We start from the raw sequence: 7730 nt of genomic DNA, 5'->3' as shown, positions 1-7730 counted from the left end.
ACAATCTATGAATTTGAATACTGATCAGAGATTAATTAGCCAGGTAGCATACTCGAAAGCATTACGTTCTCAGCTTCCGCCTGAAGCATTTACACCAGATTTAAGTAAACTATTCATCCTAGTAATTAATCTAGGAATTTTGATCCTGGGCTGGATGATAGCGAGTTATTTAGATCGATGGTCAAACTATCTTTTATGGTTATACTTACCTCTAACAATTATTATGGGCAATAGTGTGATTGCCTTATTGTTTAGCTCCCATGATTTGATGCATGGTAGTGTGATCAGAAACCCAAAACTAGCTTATGTGATCAGCTTTTTCGGTTTAACAATGTTGTGGATGCCGCCAACTTTATGGAAGTCGGTTCATAACCGGGTACATCATCATCAAACTAATGATTTAGGTGATCCAGATCGAAATTATTTAGAGAAACAGTCTAAAACTTGGGGTAAATGGATTCATAATTTATTTGTACCTTCTTTAGAAGTCAATCCCTTTTGGTTAATAGTGGGAATGACTTCAGCATGGGGAGTACATAATTTTCGCAATCTGACTTCCGTACTATTTTTTAATAGTAAATCTGTCGATTATGTGCCGGCAGCGTTTACAATTAGTGCTAAAGACCGTCGAGCGATCGCAGGTGAAATTTTTCTAATGTCAGTGATTCATTTAGCTATCTTAGTATATCTAGAATTTGACCCTCTAAAACTCATACTAAGCTACTTTTTACCCATTGCAATTGGTAATGCAGGCTTGATGTTTTATATTTATACAAATCATCTGCTTTGTCCAATGACCGATGTTAATGATCCTCTGGTAAATTCTACATCTTTACGGGTGCATAAATTTTTTGACCTGCTACATCTGAATTTTTCCCATCATACAGAACATCACATTTTCCCTGGGATGAATTCTGATTATTATGTTCAGGTTCGAGAATTGTTAGAAAGTAATTATGCTGATAAATTTAATTTATTAGATGCCCAAGAAGCTTGGAAATTGCTGATGCAAAGTCCTCGGCATTACAAAGATGAAAATACGTTGACAGATTGGTCAGGAAAAATTATGATCCCTTGTCCCCTTAACCAAAAAGTGAAGATTTAAATTTGGTGCAAATAAACCCCTGATAGCAGAGGGCAAAAATTGTATTTCTGCCTTCTGCCTTTCTGCGATCATTTCCGAGAAATTAATTTAATGGCTCAATTATAGTGTTTAAACCATTACTATTCAGGACATTGATCATATCATCGGCATTATTGCGATCGCTAAAAACACCCACTTGCATAACTCTACGACCTTGGCGGATAGTCGGAAACGCATCAGGCGCTAAGTTTCGCACTATATTTCGTTCTCTGTCATTTGTTACATTCACTACTACTCGGTAACGCACACCAGGCTGAACTCTCGCAGGCGGTAGGTATGCAGTTCTCTGAGTGGGGCTTAACAGAGGTGATTCCCCAGCAGGAGGTGTTGCTGATCTGGTCGCTAATTGGGGGGCAGTAAACTCTATAATATTGGGGTCAATATTCACATAATTCATTTGTGACTGATTGGACTGACTGGAAGTAGCAACGGTAATTTGTTCATTAGTTGGGATAGTACGACTAGCAACAGTAGAACGCTGAGGAATGTTAGCTGCGGGTGCTGTTTGAGCATTGAAATCTACCTTGCCAGCAATGCGATTTTGAGATAAATTATTACCAGCCGCAGGAATCATTTCCTTTGCCGCACTAGCATTAATGTCGTGGCGAGTATTATTGCGAAATTCGTTCCCACCTGGTTCAGCAATAGTACCCAAGTTGGGGATAGCTTGAGCGATCGCCACTAAACCATCTTCTCTATTCCCTTGAATTAAATTATTCCGTAAAATCGGCCGTGCATTAGCTTGGACTATAATCCCAGCACGGTTGTTTTGAATTTGATTAAGGGCGACAACAGGAGCAGCGTTTTGAGTAATATTGATTCCAAATCCCGTTTCCTCAAAGACATTTTCCCGCACTTCCGGCTGAGAATCACCACCAATGGTCATACCATTCGCCCCATTACGATGAAAATGATTCTGTCTAATTTGCGGCGCACTGTCACCAGTCAGGGAAATCCCATCTTGAGTACTACCAGTAAATGTATTATTGGCAATCACAGGATTGCTAGATTCAATCCACAAACCATAACCACGGGGATGGGGATTTGTGACAGTTACACCGCGTAATTCAGATTGTTCTACACCCACAATGGTCACATTTTGACCACCAAAACGGCGACTGAGGAATCTCCCACCGCCTTGAATGATGATTCCCTCTCCTTTGCTAAGAGGATCTCCGTGAATAGCAACACCCGGTTTGAGGTTGAGAGGAAAAACCTCTCCAGTCTCAGCACTATAAGTCCCAGGGGAGAGCATAATCATTGTATTAGGAGAGGCTACTTGCAAAGCCTGAGTAATCGTTTGCAAAGGAGCGCTTTCACTACCATTACCCGATGAGTTATTTCCCACGCTGGGGTTAACAAATAACATTTTAACTTTAGGCAAATTGCTTTCAGCAGATGGTATTTGAGCCAAGACCCTACCAGGGCTGATACTGAGGAAAGTAATACCTGTCGTCACTCCTAAACCAAGAGTAAAAGACAAGATAGAAGACACTAAAGGTAAAACTAATTCTAGGGAAGAATTGGTTTTGTCAACTTGGGCATTTAGGTTTAATCGTGGCATTTTTAGTTGATGATATTCAGAATACATAATTGGATAGATTCACTTGAGTTAAGTTCTCACAATAAAGTTTTATACTCTAAGACAATATAATGTCGATAATTGTTTCAAATGTTTGTCTTGAGTAATTACCAATTAGGAACTTCCAAGAAATAAATTATCAGAATAAACGTATCGCACCAGACGCAGAGGACACAGATTTATGAGAGCTTGAGAGGCCTTTTTAATTTGGAAGTACCTGAAAGAATTTGTCTGATGTAGATTGTAATGAATAATACCAACTAGAAAATCAGCATGAATACGGGATTTTTTGCGATCGCCTTAGCCACTATACATTTATTTTCCGGTAAAGTCAGATTCCTCACCAAGACACTCCATAATCGTTGCTTATCCTTTGGGAGTGGGGTATCTGTAGCTTATGTGTTTGTCCATATTTTGCCAGAACTGAGTCAAGCACAAGTCACATTCCAAAATAATGTCAACATAGGATTGAGTTTTTTAGAGCATCATGTTTATTTGGTAGCACTTTTAGGTTTAACAGTGTTTTACGGCTTAGAGCGATTCGCGTCAAAATCACGTCAACACCGTCAACAAGTCGGAAACGCAAATGTAACTGATTTATCTGTTTTTTGGCTACACATTGCTGCTTTTGGTATTTATAACCTCTTAATTGGCTACTTGCTAGTACACCGAGAAGAATCAGGTATCCAGAGTTTGTTGTTATTTTCTTTAGCGATGGCACTGCATTTTTTAGTCAACGATCATGCTTTGCGAGAACATCATCAAAAAAGATATGACAAAATTGGCCGATGGTTGTTAGCAATGGCGATAATTCTTGGTTGGTTAATTGGCATAGCTACAAAAATTAATCAGGCTGTGGTGGCAGTTTTATTTGCTTTTTTAGCCGGAGGTATTGTTTTGAATGTACTCAAAGAAGAACTACCAGAAGTAAGAAAAAGCTGTTTTTGGTCATTTACTTTTGGTACATTCAGTTATGCAATTATCCTATTAGCTCTTTAATAAAAAAGTCAAGTAATACCACTTGATCAAAATTATGTTTATGCCTACGGACAGATTAAAAATACTGGTTTAATATTTCCTCTGTTATGAAAAAATCAAACTACAAAATTATGACAGAAAAAATTGTTTGATGGTTCCTAACTTTGATGGCTTAACCAGAAAAATTGTGCTGTATATGGTTTTTGTCCAGTTTAAGATATATTATAAAATCGTCCCCAAATCTGGAGCAGCTATGTAAAAAGCTAATTATGTATAAATGTATAGTCAAACTCTACTTATTTGAGGACTTATGCAGAATTATGAAAAAACAAACCGCATAAAGCCTTCGGCATAGCTTCGCTTACCGCGTAGCGTAGCCCCCAGGGGTTTAGGACACATTCGCGTTAGCGTCTCCCTTGGGGAGAAGGACACTAAGTCAAGAGGGTTTCAGAGGGTTCTTGCGTAAGTCCTGTATTTTTTATATTCGTGTACTAGAAAATTTTCATCAAAATGTCTAAAAATGTTGATATTACGTCACTAAACGAAAGTCATAATCGGGTTGTTGTCATGGTCGAGCCATACAGCCAAAAAGCACAAGTGCAACAAGTTGTTTACCGCATTTTAGATGCTAATCTAGACCGCGCTCGCGAAGGCTTGCGAATTATTGAAGAATGGTGTCGCTTTGGGTTGAATAATGCTCAATTGCTGGGAGAATGCAAGTATCTACGCCAAGAGTTGGCACATTGGCACACTGATGAACTGCGAGCGGCGCGAGATACACCAGGTGATCCGGGTACGGAATTAAGCCATCCACAGGAAGAACAACGCTCTAGTATTAAAGCGCTATTACAAGCAAATTTTTGCCGTGTCCAAGAAGCAATGCGGGTATTAGAAGAATATGGGAAGCTTTATCATCCCAATATGGGTAAAGCTTTTAAGCAGATGCGCTATCGTGTTTATGCCCTGGAAACTAGTTTAATGGGCTACCAGCGTCATCAACTACTGTGGCGATCGCATTTATATCTAGTCACTTCTCCCTCAGAAACTTTATTAAAAACCGTAGAAGCGGCACTGAAAGGGGGATTAACTCTAGTACAGTATCGTGATAAAACTACAGATGATACTGTGCGTCTGGAGCAAGCAAGAAAATTACGGCAACTCTGCCATGCTTATGGTGCTTTGTTTATCGTCAATGACCGAGTAGATTTAGCTTTGACTGTGGATGCCGATGGGGTACATTTGGGACAGCAAGATATGCCCATTGGTATGGCTAGACAATTACTCGGACACCAGCGTTTAATCGGGCGTTCGACTACAAACGCTGACGAAATGCAAAAAGCAATTGCTGAAGGAGCAGATTATATTGGTGTTGGTCCAGTTTATGAAACTCCGACAAAAGCAAACAAACCAGCAGTTGGCTTAGAATATGTCAGCTACGCCGCCCAAAATAGCTCAATTCCTTGGTTTGCCATTGGGGGTATAGATGCGAATAATATCAACGATGTCATGGAGGCGGGAGCAGAACGTGTCGCAGTGGTACGAGCGATTATTGAAGCGGAACAGCCTACCTTGGTAACACAATATTTGATTTCCCAACTTCATCGCATTAAACCATAAACAGTTTACAACTCAGCACTTTTAAATGTCCAATCAAATTACCCTCCAGGTAAATGGAGAAACTCGTACTTGTTTATGCCAAACTCCTTTACCAGATTTACTCCAGCAGTTAGGTTTTAATCCCCGTTTAATCGCGGTGGAGTATAACGGCGAAATTTTACACCGTCAATTTTGGCCACAAACACAAATACAATCAGGCGATCGCTTAGAAATTGTTACCATTGTCGGGGGTGGTTAATTTAATAAACCATTAGGGATAGGTTCAGAAAAATATAGGGAACGGTGCAGGGTCTTGCGTCTGGCTAATTCTTTTCCCTTACGACCGAGTTTTTCACGCAATTGTTGGTCATTACACAATCGTTTGAAGGCTTGAAAAACATCATATCCAGATTTGGGATTCACCAAAAGACCATTTTCTTCATGACGAACTATATCAATCACAGAACCTAAACGAGAAGCAATGACAGGTTTACCAAAATAACTTGCTGCTAAATAGACAATTCCAAAACCTTGGATGTAGGCTTTAGGATCTAACAAAGTTAACATAGCAAACAGATCACAAGCTGCATAATAGCCACCTAATTCGCCGTCAGGGACGTATCCAGTAAAGTGTACTCGCTTATCTACCCGCAAGCGCTGGGCTAAATTTTTTAATGTAGGTTCATGTAGCCCTTGACCACAAAGTATATAGTGAACATCGACTCCAATATTTAGTAGTAGGGGTAAGTTCTCAATTACACGCTCAAAGCTTTTCTGTTTGATTAACCTACCTACCGAAAGAATCACAATTGCTGTTTCGGGAATATTGTATGTTTCCCGCACTCGTTGACGTAAATTATCAAGATTACCTTGATTCTTGTCTACACCAAATTTTTCTGGTCTGACTATAGGTTGAATGACGTGGGTAGGAGTTTGTAAGCGAAAAGACTTACGCAGATAATCTTGAGTCACGTAACTGTTGCAAACAATTCCTTCGGCGCGTGTCAGGGTTAATTTAAAGAGCGATCGCAACACAGGATTGTGTACAATATCAAAGATATCACTACCATGCAGATGAATAAAAAAGCGTATGGGTAGAATATAGCTTAACAGCAACAACGCCGGAAACTCGTCACCGTGACCCCACTCAATATAACGGTAGTGATAGCGCAAATATAGTTTAATAGCCAGAAAAAACGAGCAAACTAAATCAATCCCAGGCTGTAATAAACTCCCTAAAAAATGACCCAGCCAGAATCGAGAATTTGTCCAACGATATATGGGAAACTGTTGATCCTGATCAAATACTTGATCGCCAGAACAACCAGCAGCTAGAACAACTACCCTTTCTGGATCTTGAAGACAGCGATTATAGAGATATTCTCCAATTACTGCTTTTTTCGGCAGAAAAGAATGAGAGATTACAAGAATGTCAGGGGATGCAGTTTGGTCTCTAACTTTTGTTGACAGTTGTGAGATATTTTCCATGCTACTTTTGATAAATTTAATGCAAATATTCTGCAATTGTTAATACTGAAATTCATGGACAACATAGTGAAATAAGGAAAAAATAGGATGCTTGATTGCGTGGAGATATCTGCTAAATTGAGACTAGCAATTTCCGTATTTCCAACATCTTTTTATCACGTGTTGGCTCCTCAAATCACAATTGTTATAGATGCTGTAAACCCTATATTTTGAGACACAATTCCTTGTAGAAATTTCACCATAAAATTGGTTAGCTCTGTATCTAATTTGTCTCGCTTTTGTTATTTTAGCTAACAGCTATACTGGACAAACCAGAGTTTTACACATTTCTTGACAGAAACTTTTATAACCTGTCATTAATACAGTGAAGGCTGAAATATTTGTATACATGGTTATCACTCTGTAAAATATAGCTTTGAAAAACATAATTTCCTATTTTTTGGTGAGCCAATGGATTACAAATATCTCAACAATATTTTAGAACATGAAGTATGGGGGATTATTTATTATTTCTGTGAAGTATTGGTTGATTATATGATTGGTTGATAAATTCTCGGAATTTGCAATTTAAATCAAAGCAAATCATCAATAACTAAAAGTTGCTAATTATAGTCAAACTTATAGCTAATAAACTGCTACAAAAATTACGAAAAATTGTTTATATTAATAGACTATCTTAGATAACTGTGGATGTAATGCCAAAATGCCAAAAATAGCATAAAAATTTTAAGAAATATATAGTCAATTTTTGCGATTTTTCGGAGGAATTGCTATATTTTTGTGATATTTGTCAGCCATAGAATTTTTAAGTAAGTTTTTATAAATAATTAAAGTTTTGTCGTGGAGGTAGGGAATAGGGAAGAAGGAACAAAGAATCAAGGTATAGGTCGTTTTGTATGGCTTACGCCACGCCAGCTATCAAAATTTAAATAGGGTTTGCTG

General features: G+C 38.5%; 6 protein-coding genes. 4 read left to right on the top strand and 2 right to left on the bottom strand.

The features are described from left to right. On the top strand, positions 1-1105 hold a 1105-nt coding region (locus tag VB654_RS13605), incomplete at its 5' end, for a fatty acid desaturase family protein (RefSeq protein WP_323214306.1). A gap of 82 nt (positions 1106-1187) precedes the next feature. Here the strand turns inward: VB654_RS13605 and VB654_RS13600 are convergent. Further along, entirely contained in the window at positions 1188-2708 is a 1521-nt protein-coding gene (locus VB654_RS13600) for a DUF1565 domain-containing protein (RefSeq protein ID WP_323214305.1), read from the bottom strand. Between the two features lie 291 nt (positions 2709-2999). Between VB654_RS13600 and VB654_RS13595 the strand changes: the two genes are divergently transcribed. From VB654_RS13595 to thiS, 3 genes are all read left to right on the top strand, one after another. Continuing rightward, positions 3000-3725, top strand: a complete 726-nt coding sequence (locus VB654_RS13595; RefSeq protein ID WP_323214304.1) for a hypothetical protein — start codon at positions 3000-3002, stop codon at positions 3723-3725. Between the two features lie 489 nt (positions 3726-4214). Next, positions 4215-5321, top strand: a complete 1107-nt coding sequence (locus VB654_RS13590) for a thiamine phosphate synthase (RefSeq protein ID WP_323214303.1) — start codon at positions 4215-4217, stop codon at positions 5319-5321. Between the two features lie 25 nt (positions 5322-5346). Next, a complete protein-coding gene (gene thiS, locus VB654_RS13585; protein WP_323214302.1) occupies positions 5347-5559 on the top strand; it encodes a sulfur carrier protein ThiS in 213 nt (70 codons plus the stop codon). On the opposite strand, the gene VB654_RS13580 is transcribed toward thiS, so the two are convergent. Continuing rightward, complete coding sequence (locus tag VB654_RS13580; RefSeq protein ID WP_323214301.1) at positions 5556-6788, bottom strand: glycosyltransferase family 4 protein; 1233 nt, start codon at positions 6786-6788, stop codon at positions 5556-5558. The genes thiS and VB654_RS13580 overlap by 4 nt on opposite strands. Positions 6789-7730: the final 942 nt, after the last annotated feature.

Origin of the sequence: Nodularia sp. UHCC 0506 (genome assembly GCF_034931045.1) — a bacterium.
Classification (GTDB): Bacteria; Cyanobacteriota; Cyanobacteriia; order Cyanobacteriales; family Nostocaceae; genus Nodularia.
Note: the sequence above shows the minus strand (reverse complement) of the source record. Positions and strands in the feature narration are given on the sequence as shown.

Excerpts from the sequence above, each read along its gene's own strand:
- thiS (WP_323214302.1), top strand. The coding sequence starts at position 5,347 with ATGTCCAATCAAATTACCCTCCAGGTAAATGGAGAAACTCGTACTTGT.
- VB654_RS13580 (WP_323214301.1), bottom strand. The coding sequence starts at position 6,788 with ATGGAAAATATCTCACAACTGTCAACAAAAGTTAGAGACCAAACTGCA.
- VB654_RS13590 (WP_323214303.1), top strand. The coding sequence starts at position 4,215 with ATGTCTAAAAATGTTGATATTACGTCACTAAACGAAAGTCATAATCGG.
- VB654_RS13600 (WP_323214305.1), bottom strand. The coding sequence starts at position 2,708 with ATGCCACGATTAAACCTAAATGCCCAAGTTGACAAAACCAATTCTTCC.
- VB654_RS13595 (WP_323214304.1), top strand. The coding sequence starts at position 3,000 with ATGAATACGGGATTTTTTGCGATCGCCTTAGCCACTATACATTTATTT.